The sequence below is a fragment of the Aeromicrobium wangtongii genome, assembly GCF_024584515.1.
GTDB lineage: Bacteria > Actinomycetota > Actinomycetes > Propionibacteriales > Nocardioidaceae > Aeromicrobium > Aeromicrobium wangtongii.
Window position 1 is genome coordinate 743,081 of record NZ_CP102173.1, and the last position, 16,132, is coordinate 759,212.

Here is a 16,132-nt window from a genome sequence, read left to right on the forward strand (position 1 = left end):
CGCTTGGAGACTGTACCGTGTGGGCCACCCACATGGTCTATACCATCCCGACTGCGAGCGTTGCGCTCGTGGAACACACCCCCAAGGAGGTCGCATGAGCGATCACTCGAGTGGCAGCAACGCGGACAGTCGTGAGCTGGCGCAGTTCGGCTACGAGCAGTCCTTCGAGCGCCACACCGGAAAATTCGCCTCGTTCGCGGTGGCCTTCGCCTTCGTCTCGATCGCGACCGGTCTGTTCACGACCTACGGCGCAGTCCTGAACTCCTCGGGACCCGTCGGCATCTGGACCTGGCCATCGCGACGCTCGGCTCGGTCGCCGTCGCCCTGGTGCTCGGCATGCTGGCCTCCCGCATCCCGGTGACCGGTTACGCCTACCAGTGGACCTCCCGCCTCGCCAATCCTGTGCTCGGCTGGATCATCGGCTGGGTCTCGTTCTCGTTCCTGGCCATCGTCGTCGTCGCGGTCGACTACACGATCGCCGGAACCGTGCTCCCGGTGCTCCTGAACTACGAAGGAACGACGCTGAACGCGGCGCTGATCACCGGCGTCGTGGTCCTGTGCCAGGCGGCACTCGTGTCGCAGTCGACCCGCTGGACGGAGCGGGTCAACAACGCCGCCGTCAGCGCCGAGCTGATCGGCATGGTCACGCTGACCGCGCTGCTGTTCATCGTCGCCGCGATCCGTGGCCAGGCCGACGGGGACAACCTGTTCAGCAAGGGTGCGCTGCCCGATGCCGACTTCTGGAGCTTCGGCGACTGGAACACGGCCGGCCCGTGGATGTTGGGCTTCCTGCTCGGCTCGTTCACGATCGTCGGCTTCGAGTCGGCCGCCAACCTCGCCGAGCAGACCAACGATCCCGAGCGGGTCGTGCCGCGCGCGATGTGGCAGGCCGTCCTGGCCTCGGGCGTGCTGGGCTTCCTGTTCCTGCTGGCCGTCACGCTGGCCGCGGGCGACCCGGTCGCCCTGGCGCAGTCCGGCACACCGGTCGCCGACGTGATCGAGAAGGTCCTCGGCTCGGTGGTCAGCACGCTGCTGCTGATCATGGTGGTGCTCGCGATCTTCGCCTGCGGCATGGTCATCATGCTGACCGGGACGCGTCTGACCTGGGCGATGGCCCGCGACGAGCGCTTCCCGGGCTGGAAGGTGCTGAACAAGGTCTCGCCGCGCACCCACACGCCGTTCAACGCGACCGTCTTCTACACCGTGCTGGCCCTGGCGATCCTGGCCGTGTTCACGTCGGTGTCGTCCAACGCCCTGTTCACGCTGTTCAGCGCCGCGTCGCTGCTGCCGGCGATCATCTACGCCTCGACGGTCGTGCTGTTCATCGTCAAGCGCAAGAGCCTGCCGGCGAGTGACAAGTTCAACCTGGGCCGTTGGGAGATCCCGGTGGTCGTCGTCGCGGTCGTCTGGCTGGTGTTCGAGCTGTCGCTGTTCCGTGACTCCTCGTTCAAGGAGACCTGGCTGTACGTCCTGGCGATGATGGTCGTCGGCGGCATCTACCTCGTGGCACTGCTGGCCACGCGCGGTCGCGCCGCCCTGGCCATGCCCGAGATGACGTCGATCGACGCCGAGTTCGATCGGGAGGCCAACGTCTCGTGACCGACGGCATCGTGCTGGCGATCGACCAGGGCACGTCCGGCACCAAGGCCATCGTGGCCGACGGTGCCGGGCAGGTCCTGGCGATCGCGGAGCAGGCCATCCACCCGCGCTACCTTGGCGGAGGAGCGGTCGAGCAGGACCCGGCCGAGCTGCTGGCCTCGGTCCTGTCGACCGGCCGACAGGCGGTCGCGGAGGCCGGCGTCCGCATCGACGCGGTCGCCCTGGCCAACCAGGGTGAGACCGTGCTCGCGTGGGACCGCACCACCGGACAGCCTCTGTCGCAGGCGATCGTGTGGCAGGACCGCCGCTCCGAGCAGATCTGCGTCGATCGGGCCGAGCACGCCGCTCTCGTCGCGTCCCGGACCGGACTGGTGCTGGATCCGTACTTCTCGGCGCCCAAGATGCGCTGGCTGCGCGACAACGTCACCACCGCCGGAGTCGTCACGACCACCGACACGTGGCTCGTCCACCACCTGTGCGGCGCCTTCGTCACCGACACGTCGACCGCCAGTCGCTCGCTGCTGCTCGACCTGGACACGCAGCGCTGGGACGACCGGCTGCTCGGCGTGTTCGGGCTCGAGGGCGAGCAGCTGCCGGAGGTCGTGGCGAGCGATGCCATCGTCGGCACGACGACGGCCTTCGGCCCCGAGGTGCCCGTCACCGGGCTCATCGTCGACCAGCAGGCGGCCCTGCTGGCCGAGTCGTGCCTCGAGCCCGGCACCGCGAAGTGCACGTTCGGGACCGGCGCGTTCCTCCTGGCCCAGCTGGGGGGCACCAGCAGCCGGTCCGCCAGCGGCCTGACCACCTCGGTGGCCTGGACGCTGCGCGACAGCACCTCGTTCTGCGTCGACGGCCAGGTCTACACCGCGGCCTCCGCGGTCCGGTGGATCAAGGAGCTGGGGATGATCGCCGGCGCCCACGAGCTCGACACCGTCTCGGCTGCCTCCAGCGAGGGCGTCCTGTGCGTCCCCGCACTGGCCGGCCTCGGATCGCCGTGGTGGGACGCGACCGCCACGGCGACCTGGACGGGCATGACGCTCAGCAGCACCAAGGGACACCTCGTCCGCTCGGTGCTCGAGGGGATCGCTGCGCAGGTCGCCGAGCTCATGCGCGCCGTCGGCGACGACATGGGCACGCCGTTGACGCGACTGCGGGTCGACGGGGGACTCACCCGGTCGAAGGTGTTGATGCAGGCACAGGCCGATCTCGCGCAGGTGCCGGTCGACGTGTACCCGTCCTCCCACGCGACACCGCTGGGCGCCGCGGCGTGCGCGCGGCTCGCGCTCGACCCCCAGCTGACGGTCTCCGAGGCAGTCGGCGACTGGGCCGCGACGCACACCTACGAGCCACAGTGGTCCGCCGAGCAGGCGGCCGAGCATCTTCGACGCTGGGAGAGCGCGGTCACGGCGTCCCTCGGCAGCCAGAGCAACCAGGACACGAAGGAATCAGTGTGAGCACCAACGAGCACGGACGCACGTTTGACGTCGTGGTGATCGGCGGCGGCATCGTCGGCGCCGCGATGGCCCGAGAGCTCGGGGCGACCTCGCTGGACGTGGCGATCCTCGAGGCACGCGGAGATGTCGGCGACGGGACCTCGAAGGCCAACACCGCGATCCTGCACACCGGATTCGATGCGAAGCCCGGCACCCTCGAGTCGCGCCTGGTCGCTCGCGGGTACGACCTGCTGGGCGCCTATGCCGAGCAGGTGGGCATCCCGGTCGAGCGCACCGGCGCGATCCTCGTGGCGTGGACCCTGGAGGAGCTGGCTGCCCTTCCCAGCCTGAAGGAGAAGGCGGAGCAGAACGGGTACGACCGCTGCCAGATCATCGACGCCGATGCCGTCTACGCCGAGGTGCCCGATCTCGGAGAGGGGGTCCTCGGTGGGCTGACGGTCCCCGGTGAGTCGATCATCTGCACGTGGACGACCAACCTGGCGCTGGCGACCGAGGCGGTCGACCGTGGCGTGACCCTGTTGACCTCGCACCGCGTCGAGGGGCTCGAGCGCTACGGGCGCCGCACCCGCCTGATGACCGACCAGGGACCGGTCACCGCCACCTGGGTCATCAATGCGGCGGGTCTGGGCGCCGACTGGATCGACGAGATGTTCGGTCATCACCGGTTCACCGTGACGCCCCGGCGCGGCGAGCTGTTCGTGTTCGACAAGCAGTCCCGCCCCAAGGTGCCCAAGATCGTCCTGCCCGTGCCGTCGTCGAAGGGCAAGGGCGTCCTGGTCAGTCCCACGATCTACGGCAACGTGATGCTCGGCCCCACGGCCGAGGACCTGCACGACCGCACCGCGACCGGCACCTCCGAGGACGGCTTCGCCTTCCTGCTGGAGAAGGGCGGCCGGCTGATGCCCACACTCCTGGACGAGGAGGTCACCGCCTCGTACGCCGGGCTCCGCGCTGCGACCGAGCACGGCGACTACGTCATCGAGCTGGATGCCGAACAGCAGTACCTGCTGCTGGGCGGCATCCGGTCCACGGGCCTGACGGCGGGCATGGCGATCGCCGAGCACGCGACGGGCCTGCTGGCCGACGCCGGAGTGGACGTGACGCCGCGGCCGGAGTCGTCGTTGCCCGAACCGCCGCTGATGCCTCACATCGGTGAGGCCGGCGCTCGTCCGTACCAGGACGACGAGCTCATCGCCGCCGATCCCGCCTATGGCGAGATCGTCTGCTTCTGCGAGCGCGTCACCCGAGGCGAGGTGCGCGATGCGTTCTGCTCCAGCATCCCGCCGACCGATCTGGACGGGCTGCGCAGACGCACCCGGATCATGAACGGACGTTGCCAGGGCTTCTTCTGCGGCGCCAACGTCCAGGCACTGCTCGACAGCGCAGGCACCAGCACCGAGACGGAGGCAGCACGATGATCGAGCACGTCCGAGTGGCCATCATCGGCGGCGGCCCGTCGGGGCTGACCGCGGCAGCCGCCCTCGCCGGCCGCGTCGGCGGAGAGGTGCGGGTGTTCGAGCGCGAGGCCGAGGCCGGCGGCATCCCCCGGCACAGCGACCACCCGGGGTACGGCATCCGCGACCTCAAGCGGTTCATCTCCGGGCCGGACTACGCCCGACGCCTGGTGCGGTCGGCCGTCGATGCCGGAGCGGTCGTGGAGACCGGGACGATGGTGACCGGCTGGAGCGGTCCGCGCCGCTTCGAGATCACCTCGCGGCGCGGTCGGCGTGAGATCGAGGCTGATGCCGTGGTGCTCGCCACCGGCGCGCGCGAACGGCCACGCCCGGCGCGGCGCATCCCCGGCGACCGCCCCGATGGCGTGCTCACGACCGGTCAGCTCCAGAACCTGGTCCACCTGCACCACCGCGGAGTCGGCTCCCGGGCCGTCGTGGTCGGCGCCGAGCTGGTCAGCTGGTCGGCCGTGCTGACCTTGCGCGAGGCCGGTTGCGAGCCCGTCCTCATGACCACCGAGCACCCGAAGTCGGAGTCGTACGCCGCATTCCGCCTGGCCGGACGCCTCGCGCTGCGCGTCCCCGTCGCCACGCGGACGCGCCTGGTGAGCATCGCCGGGCGCGGCCGCGTCGAGTCGGTCACCCTGGAGGACATCGACACCGGCCGGCGGCGGGTCGTCGCGTGCGACACCGTGGTGACGACCGGTGACTGGATCCCCGACAACGAGCTGGCCCGGGCAGCCGGTCTGCGCATGGATCGCGCGACCCGGGGGCCCGAGGTCGACATGAGCCTGGCGACGTCGCAGGAGGGCATCTTCGCGATCGGCAACCTGGTGCACCCGGTCGACACCGCGGACGTCGCGGCGCTCGACGGCCGGCACGTGGTCGAGGCCGTGCTGCGGAGCCTGACCGGCGACGGAACACCGGCGACGGGTCCGCGCCTGCAGATCGACGCGCCCCTGCGGTGGATCTCGCCCCAGCGCCTCGATCTCGGGCACGCCCCCTCACGCGGCAAGCTGCTGCTGTGGAGCGATGAGCTGGTCCGGTTCCCGGTCGTCGTGGCCGAGCAGGGCGGCCGTGAGATCGGCCGGGTCAGGCCGCCGTGGCCGTGCGCGCCGGGACGCGTGTTCCGCGTGCCGTTCCGCCTCCTGGCGAAGGCCGATCCGGCGGCGGGCGACGTCACCGTGCGCCTCGCACGCTGAAGGCAGGGGCAGATGGTGGCAGGCTGAGTCGGTGACCAACCGACTCGCTGATGCCACCAGCCCCTACCTCCAGCAGCAGGCCTCGTCGATCATCACCAACGTTCCGGCCCCGCTGCGGTTCAGCATGGAGTCCGGCGCGGGGTGGTCGAGCGCGTGGATCAGCTTGGCCACGGTGCCGGTAGTGGCACCAGTCTGATCGCCGAGCGTGGCTGATGGGGCAAGGCCGATCACGTTGCCGCCGCCGTCCTCCCGCGCCCTAGTCAGCGCCCGCATCGCGGTGGTCCTGCCCGTCCTGGCCGTAGCGATCCCTAACTGGACCCGTACGCCGTAGTCGCCATCTGGCGCACCAGCGCCGTCTGACCGGGATTCGACGCAGTGCCGTGGGCGCCGCATTCGGCGAGTGCGAGGTCGACCACGTCGTCACCGACGCGCGCGCCCCCGGTTCGTCCTGATGCGTCGACGATGCGTTGCTCAGCGTCCAGGACCGCCTCGCTCGTGAACAAGTCGCTCCCGGCGACGTGATAGACGCTGGACCCGTCACGACGCAGTAGATCGGTGGGCGCGCGGATCTGGTCCCGGTCAGTCGCCAACGACACGGAACGATCGACCGCCCCGTCGACGATCAGCTGGACCAGATCACCCACCCGGTCCGCGGCGACATTGGCGGACCGGACCCGGCGCTGCGCTTCGGCACGCAGATGCCAGGTCTGCCACGTCGCACGTCGCTGCTGAACCTGCCCCAGCACGACCTCGGTGCGCTCGTTCACCCATCGGGCGGTGACCCGAACCCCAGCAGGTTCGCCGCGAAATAGTGCGCCGTTGGCCATCCGGTTGACAGCTTCGCTGCTGCCAAGAACCTCCACCGCCTGCTCATGCCAAGTGCCGCGTTGTTCGGCGAATCTGCGCGGCTCGTGCTTGGCATCACGGGTCTCAAGCGTTGCCTGCTGCGCCAATCCGATCGCCTCGACCGGGGTGGGTGGGCGCCCATGGGTGCGGAAATCGGTCGCTAGCACCGACCTGCGTGCCTCGATGCCGACCCGCCTGGACGACCATCGCGCGTTCAGCTGAGGGTCAACGCCGACGATCTCCCGGACGGGGCGTTTGCTTGCATCGGTTGCAGGTCGTTCGGCGAACCTGACGCGGAGCGCCTCGGTGAGTTGGCGTTCCAGCGGTGTAGGTCTCGGAGGCAGCGACGCCAGCCTTGAACAGCACCCGTCCATCGATCGCCAACCACCTGCCATCCATCGTCTGGACCTTGTTTGCGACAGCCACATGGGTGTGGAGATCGGGATCCCCGGCGCGTGAATCCCGATGGGTGAACGCCGCAGCGACCAGTCCTGTGACGTCGACCTGTTGCAGCCCGTTGGTGCCGGTCCGGGTGAACAGCGCCTCGGCCTCGATGACGCCCAGAGCATCCCGAACGGCGGCATCGTGGGCGCGCTCGATCGCTGCAGATGTCGGGGGATCGGTGATCGCCCACAGCGCCGACACACTTTTGACGGGCGAGAAGGTCAGGTCATGACCCGCGACGGCGGTCGTTCGGCCGCGTCAGCCGTGCCACCACCGCTGACAGCTCCCGCGCATTCTCCGGCGGCCGGCCATGCTCGCGCTCGAACGCTTCGGTCGCTACCTCGGTGCGTATGCGCGCACGATCCTCGAGGCTGACCTCTGCGTCGTGTGACCGGCCAGCCGCAACGTTGAGTTCTTCCAGACTTCGTGCGACCTCGACGTGAAAGGCGGGAACGTCGTTGTCATACACCTTGAACGGCGTCCCGAGTCGCCGCGCCATTCTGACTCCTGTCGCGCTGGCAGACACATCCAGCCAGCCATCCGTGCGTCCGCGAGGGGGTGAGATGCAAAAGCGAACAGAGCCTTCATTTGCCCGGCCGTCACGGTGTCTCCGACCCCGAGTCCTTCGAGGTTCCCCAGGCCGGAGCCGGTCCAGCGGCCCGGCGCCTCGCCCTTCTCGGAGTAATACGACGACAGGGACGAGCGACCCAACTTGGTCGAGTCCTGTACCGCGACCTGCACCGGGTCAGGTAGCCATTCTGACCCGGCCGTCAGCTCGTGCAGCGACATCGTCACGTCGCCGCAAGGTCAGCGTTCGCCCACCAGCGGCTACAGATTCAAGTTCAACTACCCGAGATGCAAAAGGTGTGTCGGTTGTCAGTTGTTTAGGGTCGATGACGTCGCTAGAGGAACGAGAGATAACTATGGTGTTGCGATATTTCGATGTCGCGGGGTGAACGGTGCGATCCACTGGAGCGTGCACCGTGGTGTGTTGAGAACGGTCTCAGCTGCGCCGCACCGGAGTGGCGCAGGTCGACGCTACGCAGCTCGTCGCAGCGCTTGTCGGGACCCCAATCCTGCACGAGTCGGGATCGACATGGATCAGACGACGTCAACATCCAGGACAGCGCCGGGATTCAAGATTCCTTGAGGATCAAGGGCAGCTTTTACCCGGTGGTTGAGAGCAAGGACGTTGGGACCGAGATAGTCGCCGAGCCACGGCTTCTTGAGCCGTCCTACGCCGTGCTCGCCGGTGATCGTTCCGCCGAGGGCGATTGCGAGGTCCATGACCTCGCCATAGGCGGTCTGTGCGCGCGCTCTCTCATCGGCGTCCATGGGGTCGAAGACGATGAGGGGGTGGGTGTTGCCGTCGCCGGCGTGCGCAATGACCGCGATTGTTACCTGACGCGCCTCCGAGATCGCCTCTATGCCGCGGACCAGGGAGCCGAGCTCCGGCAGGGGGACACCGACGTCCTCGAGTAGGAGGGATCCCTTCTGCTCGACGGCTGGGATCGCCATGCGGCGCGCCACCACGAATGCCTCGCCCGTCTCGAGGTCGTCGGTCGAGAAGACTTCCGTGGTGTGGTTGGCCTCGCAAATCGCGGTGATCTCGGCGATCTCGGCGGCGGCGTGGGTATCTGGCTCGTCGGACTGGATGATCAGCATGCCCTCGGCCGAGCAGTCCAGGCCCATCTTGGTGACGTCCTCGACCGCGTTGATCGTGGTCTTGTCCATGAACTCGAGCATCGACGGGCGCATGCGTCTAGTGATGTCGAGGACTGCCTGCGTCGCGTGGTCGAGCGAGGCGAACGAGGCAACGAGTGTCGAGGGGGGGCGCTGAGCCGGGACCAGCCGGAGGACGACCCGGGTGATGACGCCGAGCGTTCCTTCGCTGCCGACGAACAACTTGGTCAGCGAGAGTCCTGCGACGTCTTTGAGGCGGGCGCCGCCGAGCTCGACCGCGGTGCCGTCGGCGAGGACGACTGTGAGGCCGAGGACGTAGTCGGTCGTGACGCCGTACTTGACGCAGCACAGGCCGCCGGCATTGGTCGCGACGTTGCCGCCGATCGAGCAGAACTCGAACGACGAGGGGTCCGGCGGGTACCAGAGGTCGTGGGCGGCCGCGGCGGCCTTGACCTCGGCGTTGAACGCTCCCGGCTGCACCGTCGCGGTGCGGGTCACGGGGTCGATCTCGATATCGCGCATCAGGTCGAGGGCGATGATGAGGCACCCGTCGATCGCGGACGAGCCCCCGGACAGGCCCGATCCCGCGCCGCGGGGCACGATCGCGAGGCCGTGTGTGGCGGCGAACCGGACGGTGGCCTGTACGTCCTCGGTGCTCGTCGCCCGGACGACGGCCAGCGGCACACCGGCCGAGGGATCATTGGCGCGATCCCAGCGGAAGGCGTCCATCTTCACCGGCTCGGTCACAACGCAGCCATCGGGAAGCACCGCTATCAGTGGGGTCAGGTCCACGCGCGTCTCGACGCTCGGACTCGGTAGTGCGGACATCTGATTGCCTCTTCCATCATGCGGAAACTAACTTCCGAAAAGTTAAGACAGATCGATTAGGATGTCAACGATTCGAATTCAGGCTGCCGGTCAAGTCGGCCGCGAGAGTGGCCGCTGCCTGGCGCAGCAGCGGCACCGCGCGGTCGACGACCTCGTCGGTCATCCGGCCCAGCGGTCCCGAGACAGAGATGGCCATCCAGGACGCGGTGCCGGTGGGGATTGGAACCGCTACGCAGCGCACGCCAAGCTCCTGCTCCTCCTGGTCAATCGAGAATCCCCGTTCGCGGACAGCCGCCAGGGATGCGCCGAGAGCGACCTCGTCCGTGATCGTGTGGGGCGTGTATGCAGGCATGCCGACCCGACGCACGATCGCCTGGACCTGGGCGGAGTCGAGTTGGGCGAGCAGTGCCTTGCCGACGCCGGTGCAGTGCAGCTCGACGCGCCGACCGACCTCGGTGAACATGCGCATCGAGTGGCGTGATGGGACCTGGGCGACGTACTCGGCGTGATCGCCGGAGAGGACCGCGAGGTTGGCGCTCTCGCCGAGCTGGTCGACGAGCCCGGCGAGCACCGACTGCGCATTGGCGCCGACGGTTGCGCCTGCCGCGATGCCGAGCGGTACCAGCCGGTAGCCCAGGGCGTAGCGACGGTTCGGGAGTTGGCGCATGTAGCCGCGCTCGATCAGGGTCTTAAGCAGTCGGTGGATCGTGGGCAGCGGGATGTCCGAACCTGCGGCGATCTCGCCGATGGCCATCTGGCCGCCACCGGCGGCCACGATCTCGACCAGGTCAAGCGCTCGCTGCACGGACTGGACACCGCCTGTCGACCGCGGGACCGCGGTGACGTGCTCGCTGGCCTGGGTCATGGTCCTCCACTGTCGTCGCGCTTGGCCGTCACTCTGGTTCGAGGTCGCAGGCTTGGTTGACATCGAGACCGACGAGTGTCTACATTCCATGATGTAGATGGATACTTCCACCATACGGAAACATGATGCAGGAGGCAAGAGATGGCCCAGCGTGTTCAGGCGGCCGGGCTCAGCGTCGCCGCCGAGCTCCACCGCTTCATCGAGGACGAGGCCTTAGTCGGGACGGGCATCGCGCCGGCGGCATTCTGGGCGGGCGCCGATGCGATCGTGCACGATTTTGCCCCTCGCAACCGCAAGCTGCTGGCCCGGCGCGAGGAGCTTCAGGCCGAGCTCGACGCCTACCACCTCGGCCAACGCGGGATGCCCATCGACCCGACCGCGTACGAGGCATTCCTCCGTGAGATCGGCTATCTGGTCGAGGGGCCGGAAGATTTCACGGTCGGCACGACAGGGGTCGACGTCGAGATCGCCGCGCAGGCAGGTCCACAGCTCGTCGTCCCATTGCTCAACGCGCGATTCGCGGTCAACGCCGCCAACGCCCGGTGGGGCTCGCTCTACGACGCGCTATATGGGACCGACGTCATCGCCGACGACGGGGACCTAGCCCGCGGATCGTCCTACAACACGGCGCGGGGCGCCGAGGTCATCGCCCGTGGGCGGAGCATGCTCGACGCGTATGTGCCGCTCGAGGGAGCCTCTCACGCCGACGCGACAGCGTACGCGATCGACGCCAACGGGCTAGCCGTGACCGTCAAGGGCCAAATGTTTCGCCTGGCGCACCCTTCGCAGCTCGTCGGTCACCGCGGCGACGGCTCGGCGCCCGAGGCAATCGTACTGGTTCACCACGACCTGCACCTGGAGATCCAGATCGACCGCGCCCACCCGATCGGCTCGACCGACGCCGCCGGCGTCAAGGACATCGTCCTGGAGTCGGCGATCAGCACGATCATGGACCTGGAGGATTCGGTCGCCGCGGTCGACGCGTCCGACAAGGTCCAAGGCTACCGCAACTGGCTGCAGCTCATGCAGGGCACGCTGTCCGAGGAGGTCAGCAAGGGTGGGACGACGTTCACTCGCACAATGAACCCCGACCGCACGTGTATCTCGCCGTTAGGCGACGAGGTCGTCCTCCACGGCCGTTCGCTGCTGTTCATCCGCCAGGTCGGGCACCTCATGACCACCGATGCGGTGCTCGACCGCGATGGCAACGAGGTCCCGGAGGGCATTCTCGACGCGATCGTCACAGCGGTTGGATCTTTGCACGACCTGCGCAGGGAAGGCGGGCTGGCCAACTCCCGTGCGGGTGCGATGTACGTCGTCAAGCCCAAGATGCACGGGCCCGAGGAGGTCACCTTCACCGACGAGCTGTTCGGCCGGGTCGAGGACGTCCTCGACCTGCCCCGCCACACAATCAAGGTCGGCATCATGGATGAGGAGCGTCGCACGTCCGTCAACCTCAAGGCCTGCATCTATGCCGCCCGTGATCGCGTCGCGTTCATCAACACGGGCTTCCTGGACCGCACAGGAGACGAGATTCACACCTCGATGCAGGCTGGTCCCGTCGTCCGCAAGGCCGACATGCGCAGTCAGTCGTGGATCAAGGCTTACGAGGACTCCAACGTCGACATCGGCCTGGCCTGCGGCCTGCAGGGGCGCGCCCAGATCGGCAAGGGCATGTGGGCCGCTCCCGACAGCATGGCTGCGATGGTCGAGCAGAAGATCGCCCACCCACAGGCCGGTGCGACGTGCGCATGGGTGCCGTCGCCGACTGCGGCGACGCTGCACGCGATGCACTACCATCAGGTCGACGTGCAGGCCCGCCAGCGCGAGCTCACGGGCGGGCGTCGCGCCACCCTCGCGGAGCTGCTGACGATCCCACTCGGCGATCCCGCCGACTGGTCGGACGACGATCGTCAGGCCGAGCTGGACAACAACATTCAGGGTGCGCTCGGCTACGTTGTGCGCTGGGTCGACGCGGGTATCGGCTGCTCCAAGGTCCCCGACATTCACGGCGAGGCTCTGATGGAGGACCGTGCCACGTGCCGGATCTCGTCCCAGCACGTCGCCAACTGGCTCCTGCACGGCGTCGTCACGACCGACCAGGTCGAGGAGACGCTGCGTCGCATGGCGGCCGTCGTCGACAGCCAGAACGCCGGCGATGCCGACTACGTGCCGATGGCGCCGTCGTTCGACGGCCAAGCCTTCCTGGCGGCGCGCGACCTCATGCTCCTAGGCGGCGACCAGCCCAGCGGCTACACGGAGCCGATCCTGCACCGCCGCCGCCAGACCGTGAAAACCACCGACCGAAGGATCGTCTCATGACGCTCGACCTCGACACCGCCCGAACGATCGTCGCGGGTGCCCGCGCCCACGCCGCCGACGCCGGCTTCAAGCCGCTCACCGTCGTCGTGCTAGATGCCGGGGGACACGTCCTCGCCGTTGAGCGCGAGGACGGATCGTCCAACAAGCGCTTCGAGATCGCTTTCGGCAAGGCGCACGGAGCTGTGTCGCTGGGAATGGGCTCACGGGCGCTGATGGCACGGGCCGAACAGCAGGCCTACTTTATCGCGGCCGCGACGTCGGCGATCGGGGGTGCGCTCGTGCCGGTACCAGGTGGCGTACTTGTCAACGACGCGAGCGGCGCGCTGATCGGAGCGGTAGGGATCTCAGGGGAGTCTTCCGACAACGATGAGGCTGCTGCAGTGGCTGGCGTCGAGACGGCTGGTCTGTCCGCCGTCACCGGCTGATCATGGTGATCGGGCTGTTGGGTTCATGGACATCGGAGCAGGTTCAGACTCCGGGCGAACTCGCCGTTCAACGTCGGCCGCAAATGCGCCACCGTGTCGCCCTCGAAGAACCCAGCTCGGCCTCGACCTCGTCGCCGGCCTCACGGATCTCGATCGAGGACCACAGCAACGGAGAGGGCTTCGTCGTTGACATGCTTTTGATCTGATCGGTGGCCTTCACACCCTTCAGATAACGGGCGATCGATGCCGGCGACATCGCCAACAACTCGGCACGCACCAAAGGTCATACCGGTCGATCCCGCAGGCGAGTTCACCATGAGGCTTCAGCCCACCGAGCTGGAGTCGCATCGACGCGGCGAGGTAGTTCCGGAATTGGCCACCCGAAGCGGCCTACGCCCGCTTCAGTGTCTTCAAGGTGTCGTAAGAGTACTTCAGTGCCCGCGGCTTCCTCGGCTTGATCGCGACCAGCCCGTCACCTCTATGATCGGGTCCTCAACCAGGCCATTATCCTTCTTCGAACTCACCTACGCCTCGGCGTACCTGCCGCGAGACGACATCGACAGCTCATTTCCCATGCCAATCAAGCATCGCCGTTACGCGGGCATCCCTACGTGAGGCACGGAGATTATTTCGCGGGTACTTTCATGAGTCTCGTCGATCCATTGACCATCTAGTCTATTATTGCTACCTTAGCTAAGAAGCTCGTTGCGATGTCGCTGAGCTAACTTATGCCAACGCTGCGAAGGGACTAACCGTGACTGCAAGCACCTCTGTGACGACGCCGAACGAGGGAGAACCGCGACGTGCCAGTAGTAAGCCGTTGCAGCAGAGAGTTGCTGAAGCCTGTGAGGTCGTGCGCAGCGAATCGGCAGCGAGTCGCGCCGGAGGTCGACTGACCGACAAGGCAGTCGAGGCAGTGATCGGGGCTGGGCTCCCGTGGCTTCTCGTGGCGACCGACCTAGGGGGCGACGGGTGTGGCCTGGAGGAGTACTTCGGCGCCATTGAGGACCTGACGTGCGCGGACGGGTCGGCTGGCTGGACAGTGATGGCTGCGTCGGGAGGTAACGGCATCGCCTCGTCTTCCATTCCACCTGCGGCCGCCGAACGCATACTCGGCCCAGAGTCGCGCGGCATCATTGTGGGTGCTGCGGCACCCACAGGGAAGGCCGTACCGACCGAGGGTGGTTACCTGATGTCCGGGCGCTGGCAGTTCGGGAGCGGCGCTAGCTTCGCCACACACTTCGTAGCGGGATGTCTTCAGATGGACTCCGACGAGCAGCTAGTAATGAAGGACGGCAACCCCGTTCTCCTAATGCCGATCATCCCGCGCGAGGAAGTTGTCACTCACGTCAATTGGGACGTGGTGGGCTTGCAAGCCACCGCTAGTTGGGACTACGAGTTTACCGACGTCTTCGTGCCTCATGACCAGATCGTCGACCTGACGGACCCCAAGACGTACCGGGCCGAGCCTACTCAGAGAATCGGGTTCTTGGTTCGGGTCTGGGCGGGTCACACCGCTGTTGCTCTCGGATTTGCGAAGCGGGCGCTGGGTGAGGTCGCAACCATCACCCTTTCCAAAACCCGGGTCGGCTATGGAAAATCGGTCGCGGACTCAGACATCTTCAAGCACGAGTTCGCGCAGCGTGTCATGAGTTACGAGGCCGCGCGGGCGGTAATCGTGAAGGCTCTCGTGGCAGCGGAGGAAGAAGCAGGATTGCACGGCTCGGTGTCGGCGGCCTCTCACGACCGCTTGAGAGTCAGCAACGCGTGGGTTGCGCAGGTCTCCGACGAGATCGTGCAATGGGCCTACTCGTGGTCTGGCTCGGTGGCAGTACGGCGTCCAAGTGAGATTGCCAATGTCCGCGACGATTCGGCGGTAGCGGCCACCCACCTTTACGTCGACCGGATCAATCTGGTGGAGGGTGCCTCGACACTTCTCACCGATTGGGCAACCAAGTCTTCCAGCTAGCCACTACCTGCGAAAGGCGAACTCGTCGTGACCCGTCGAGCGAATGGCACGGCCGAACCCAGAATTGGTGGAACTCACAGTTTCGCCATCACTGGTGCGGAGTGCGCTGCTGCGTAGCCGAGCAACCCGGGACCCGGGACCCGGAAGAATAACCGATTGATGAGCTCGTCTCCGTTGAGTCGGGTTCAAGATTTCGGTGCCGGACCGCCCAGGCCTTGGTTGACACCTTGACCTGTGAGGAATTCCTCGCTGGAAGGATGTTGACCATGCCCGAGCCGTATCCCCCGAGTTGCGCGAGGACGTCGTGGCCGTGGCCCGCAAACTTGGGGTCCCGTTGAAGTAGACCCCGAAGGACTTCGGGATCTCTGAGGTCTGCTTGTCGAACTGCTCGAACAAGGAAGACGTCGAAGCCAGCACACGCCCCGGTCTTGATGACGCTGACCTCAAAGAGAAGCGTGAGGTCAAGAAGCGGGTGTATCTGCTGGAGCAGGAGGATGAGGTTCTACGACGTCCTGCGGCATAGTTGTCGCAGGCGAATCTGCCGGGAGAATAATCCTCCCGCTCGTCCGTGAGCTGGGCCGCGGCCGGTGCCCCATCAGGGTGCCGGCCGCGGTGGTGTGCAGGGTTCTGGAAGCTCAGTAGGCGGGCGCACCACCGGTGGGTCGCCGAACCGGTCAGCCAGCACGATTTCGATGATGCGCACGCAATGAACGCGTTGCGTGAAATCCATGAGGACGATTACGCATTGGGTGCCCGGTTCCTGACCGACGAGCTGGCGACGTGGGGATTTCCGCCTCTGAGAGCCGAGTTTGGGTGCCCTGCTCCATGGCAGGCGTGTTCACGTCGCACCTGTCGGAAAAGTTCGAAAAATGAAGGCCTCTGGTCCGCTGTTTTAAAGTTTGCCGGGTCTTGGGTTCTGTTGTTGGGCAGGGTGTCGATTCTGCGTTTGCGTGGCCGGTATCTGGCGCCTTTGAGGGTCAGGATGTCGGCGTGCTGGACGACGCGGTCGTTTATTGCTGCGGCGGCGTGGTCGCGAAACACGCC

At 67.0% G+C, this 16,132-nt stretch carries 12 protein-coding genes and 2 pseudogenes; 8 read left to right on the forward strand and 6 right to left on the reverse strand.

Annotated elements, in window-relative coordinates:
* Positions 1–94: 94 nt before the first annotated feature.
* The 5 genes from NQV15_RS03765 to NQV15_RS03785 are packed head-to-tail and all read left to right on the forward strand — an operon-like array spanning position 95 to position 5,706.
* Complete coding sequence (locus NQV15_RS03765) at positions 95–361, forward strand: hypothetical protein (protein ID WP_232398268.1); 267 nt, start codon at positions 95–97, stop codon at positions 359–361.
* Positions 337–1,599: an APC family permease gene (locus NQV15_RS03770; RefSeq protein ID WP_232398269.1), complete on the forward strand. Its 1,263-nt coding sequence runs from the start codon at positions 337–339 to the stop codon at positions 1,597–1,599. The genes NQV15_RS03765 and NQV15_RS03770 overlap by 25 nt, the downstream gene beginning before the upstream one ends.
* Positions 1,596–3,053, forward strand: a complete 1,458-nt coding sequence (locus NQV15_RS03775) for an FGGY family carbohydrate kinase (protein ID WP_232398270.1) — start codon at positions 1,596–1,598, stop codon at positions 3,051–3,053. Before NQV15_RS03770 ends, NQV15_RS03775 begins: the two co-directional genes overlap by 4 nt.
* Positions 3,050–4,471 carry an NAD(P)/FAD-dependent oxidoreductase gene (locus NQV15_RS03780; RefSeq protein WP_232398271.1) on the forward strand — a complete coding sequence of 474 codons (1,422 nt, stop codon included), beginning with the start codon at positions 3,050–3,052 and terminating at the stop codon, positions 4,469–4,471. The genes NQV15_RS03775 and NQV15_RS03780 overlap by 4 nt, the downstream gene beginning before the upstream one ends.
* Positions 4,468–5,706 (forward strand): NAD(P)/FAD-dependent oxidoreductase, encoded by a 1,239-nt coding sequence (locus NQV15_RS03785; protein ID WP_232398272.1) that lies wholly within the window; start codon positions 4,468–4,470, stop codon positions 5,704–5,706. The genes NQV15_RS03780 and NQV15_RS03785 overlap by 4 nt, the downstream gene beginning before the upstream one ends.
* Before the next feature lie 63 nt (positions 5,707–5,769).
* Here NQV15_RS03785 and NQV15_RS03790 read toward each other — a convergent pair whose 3' ends face one another.
* From NQV15_RS03790 to NQV15_RS03810, 6 genes and pseudogenes are all read right to left on the reverse strand, one after another.
* Positions 5,770–5,979 (reverse strand): AAA family ATPase, encoded by a 210-nt coding sequence (locus NQV15_RS03790; RefSeq protein WP_232398273.1) that lies wholly within the window; start codon positions 5,977–5,979, stop codon positions 5,770–5,772.
* Positions 5,980–6,014: 35 nt separating this feature from the next.
* Positions 6,015–7,197, reverse strand: a pseudogene (gene mobF, locus NQV15_RS03795) (MobF family relaxase).
* A gap of 25 nt (positions 7,198–7,222) precedes the next feature.
* Complete coding sequence (locus NQV15_RS03800; RefSeq protein ID WP_232398274.1) at positions 7,223–7,495, reverse strand: hypothetical protein; 273 nt, start codon at positions 7,493–7,495, stop codon at positions 7,223–7,225.
* 50 nt (positions 7,496–7,545) lie between these two features.
* Positions 7,546–7,785, reverse strand: a pseudogene (locus NQV15_RS18165) (relaxase domain-containing protein); the annotation flags it as partial.
* A 312-nt stretch (positions 7,786–8,097) separates the two neighbouring features.
* Positions 8,098–9,426, reverse strand: a complete 1,329-nt coding sequence (locus NQV15_RS03805; protein WP_232398275.1) for an FAD-binding oxidoreductase — start codon at positions 9,424–9,426, stop codon at positions 8,098–8,100.
* 145 nt (positions 9,427–9,571) lie between these two features.
* The gene (locus NQV15_RS03810) at positions 9,572–10,372 is read right to left on the reverse strand and encodes an IclR family transcriptional regulator (protein WP_232398276.1); all 801 of its coding nucleotides are present in this window, start codon (positions 10,370–10,372) and stop codon (positions 9,572–9,574) included.
* 141 nt (positions 10,373–10,513) lie between these two features.
* On the opposite strand from NQV15_RS03810, the gene NQV15_RS03815 reads away from it, so the two are divergent.
* From NQV15_RS03815 to NQV15_RS03825, 3 genes are all read left to right on the forward strand, one after another.
* Positions 10,514–12,694 carry a malate synthase G gene (locus NQV15_RS03815; protein ID WP_232398277.1) on the forward strand — a complete coding sequence of 727 codons (2,181 nt, stop codon included), beginning with the start codon at positions 10,514–10,516 and terminating at the stop codon, positions 12,692–12,694.
* The gene (locus NQV15_RS03820; RefSeq protein ID WP_232398278.1) at positions 12,691–13,119 is read left to right on the forward strand and encodes a GlcG/HbpS family heme-binding protein; all 429 of its coding nucleotides are present in this window, start codon (positions 12,691–12,693) and stop codon (positions 13,117–13,119) included. Before NQV15_RS03815 ends, NQV15_RS03820 begins: the two co-directional genes overlap by 4 nt.
* Positions 13,120–13,873: 754 nt before the next feature.
* Positions 13,874–15,088, forward strand: coding sequence for an acyl-CoA dehydrogenase family protein (locus NQV15_RS03825; RefSeq protein ID WP_232398279.1), 1,215 nt, complete (start codon positions 13,874–13,876; stop codon positions 15,086–15,088).
* Positions 15,089–16,132 lie beyond the last annotated feature (1,044 nt).

Excerpts from the sequence above, each read along its gene's own strand:
- NQV15_RS03765 (WP_232398268.1), top strand. The coding sequence starts at position 95 with ATGAGCGATCACTCGAGTGGCAGCAACGCGGACAGTCGTGAGCTGGCG.
- NQV15_RS03770 (WP_232398269.1), top strand. The coding sequence starts at position 337 with ATGCTGGCCTCCCGCATCCCGGTGACCGGTTACGCCTACCAGTGGACC.
- NQV15_RS03785 (WP_232398272.1), top strand. The coding sequence starts at position 4,468 with ATGATCGAGCACGTCCGAGTGGCCATCATCGGCGGCGGCCCGTCGGGG.
- NQV15_RS03790 (WP_232398273.1), bottom strand. The coding sequence starts at position 5,979 with ATGCGGGCGCTGACTAGGGCGCGGGAGGACGGCGGCGGCAACGTGATC.
- NQV15_RS03800 (WP_232398274.1), bottom strand. The coding sequence starts at position 7,495 with ATGGCGCGGCGACTCGGGACGCCGTTCAAGGTGTATGACAACGACGTT.
- NQV15_RS03810 (WP_232398276.1), bottom strand. The coding sequence starts at position 10,372 with ATGACCCAGGCCAGCGAGCACGTCACCGCGGTCCCGCGGTCGACAGGC.
- NQV15_RS03815 (WP_232398277.1), top strand. The coding sequence starts at position 10,514 with ATGGCCCAGCGTGTTCAGGCGGCCGGGCTCAGCGTCGCCGCCGAGCTC.
- NQV15_RS03820 (WP_232398278.1), top strand. The coding sequence starts at position 12,691 with ATGACGCTCGACCTCGACACCGCCCGAACGATCGTCGCGGGTGCCCGC.